At 74.1% G+C, this 1,462-nt stretch carries 2 protein-coding genes; both read left to right on the top strand.

Annotated features, from left to right (window positions below; all coding sequences use genetic code 11):
- The first annotated feature begins 253 nt into the window (after positions 1 to 253).
- Positions 254 to 1,267 (top strand): hypothetical protein, encoded by a 1,014-nt coding sequence (locus ADY01_RS41215; RefSeq protein ID WP_049581031.1) that lies wholly within the window; start codon positions 254 to 256, stop codon positions 1,265 to 1,267.
- The coding region (locus ADY01_RS41210; protein ID WP_049581030.1) for a cellulose binding domain-containing protein at positions 1,264 to 1,462 on the top strand (199 nt) is incomplete at its 3' end. The genes ADY01_RS41215 and ADY01_RS41210, both read left to right, overlap by 4 nt.

Below are 1,462 nucleotides of genomic sequence, written 5' to 3'. Positions count from 1 at the left end.
CGGCACCCCCCTCCCGGCCCCGGCCCGGCGGAGCCCCACCGGGGCCCTCGCCGGGCCGGGGCGTGTCCGGGGGCGATGGAGAGCTCGGCGGTCCGCATGCCGTGGTCGACGGCCAAGGTCACGGTGCCGACGGGGACGGGCCGACCGGTGCCGGCGCCGTCCGTGCGCTCGGGGACGGCATGATGCCGGGCATCCGGGCCTGCCGGCGTCTATCGTGACCGGCGGACCGAGGCAACGAAGCGAGGAGGATCCGGTGCGGCGACGGCAGCTTCTCTCCGGCCTCGCAGTCACCGCCGCCGTGACCAGCGGCGCTCGCCTGCCCAGCGCCGCGGAGCAGGCGCCGCTCGGTGACGTCCTGGTCGCTCGCCTGCGCGATGCCCTGCTCGGTGTCGGCAGCACCACCGTCGTCCCGCCCGACCGGCTGCGCACCGAACTGGACCGTGCCCACGTCGAATACGACGGCTGCCACTACGCCGCTCTGAGTGTCCGCCTGCCCAGGCTGCTCACCAGTGGCCACACGCATCTGGCCGCCCCCGGGCGGCCCACTGACCATGCCCTGCTCGCCGAGGTCTACCTGCTGGCCACCCGCATGCTCACCAAGCTCGACGCGTCGGAGCTCGGCTGGATGGCGGCCGACCGCGCCCGGAGCCTCGCCGAGTCCGGCGACCACGTCCTCACCCGTGGCGAGGCGGCCCGGAATCTGGCCGTCCTCGCCCGCCGGGCGGGCTGGCACCGCGAGGCCATGACGATCGCCCTGACGGCCGCGGATCACCCTGACCTCCGAAACCTCGGAGCCCCTGGCAACGCCGAGCGCGGCCTGCTGATCCAGTCCGCCGCCTACACCGCCGCCCGCGCCGGCGATCAACAGGGGATGCGCGAGGCTGCCGCCCTCGCCCGCGAAGCGCACGGGCCCCTCCTCCGGGCGCCTGGTGGCGGCTTCAGCCCGGCCACCGTGACGCTGCACCGCATCTCCGCCGAGAACTCCCTCGGCGATCCGGGTGCGGCGCTGACCGCCGCACGTTCCCTCACCCCGGCGGCACTGCCCACCGTCGAGCGCCGTGCCCGTTACTACACCGATCTCGCCGGCGCGTTCGGGCAACTCGGTCGTCGCGAGGAATGCGTCCGCGCATTGCTGGGGGCCGAGCACCATGCGCAGGAGGAAACGCACGCCCGTCCGGCAGTCAGAGCCCTCCTGTCCGGGCTCCTCGTCTCCGGCCGCACCAGCCCCGAACTGCGAGGGCTCGCCGCACGGTGCGGCGTGCGGTGAGCGGCTGGACGGTCGGGTTCTCCCTCCCCGCGGGCTCGATCACCAGCTCCTGGAACGCCGATATCAGCCGGAGCGGCACCCAGGTGACGGCGAGGAACGCGGCGTACAACGGGAACGTGGGCGCCGGAGGCACGTTGACCTTCGGTTTCCAGACCAACAGCGGAGCGGAGTACGCCGTTCCCGAGGTCACGCTCA

The sequence above is a fragment of the Streptomyces sp. SBT349 genome (assembly GCF_001083795.1).
Taxonomy (GTDB): Bacteria; Actinomycetota; Actinomycetes; order Streptomycetales; family Streptomycetaceae; genus Streptomyces.
This window is presented reverse-complemented; position numbering and strand designations above follow the sequence as displayed.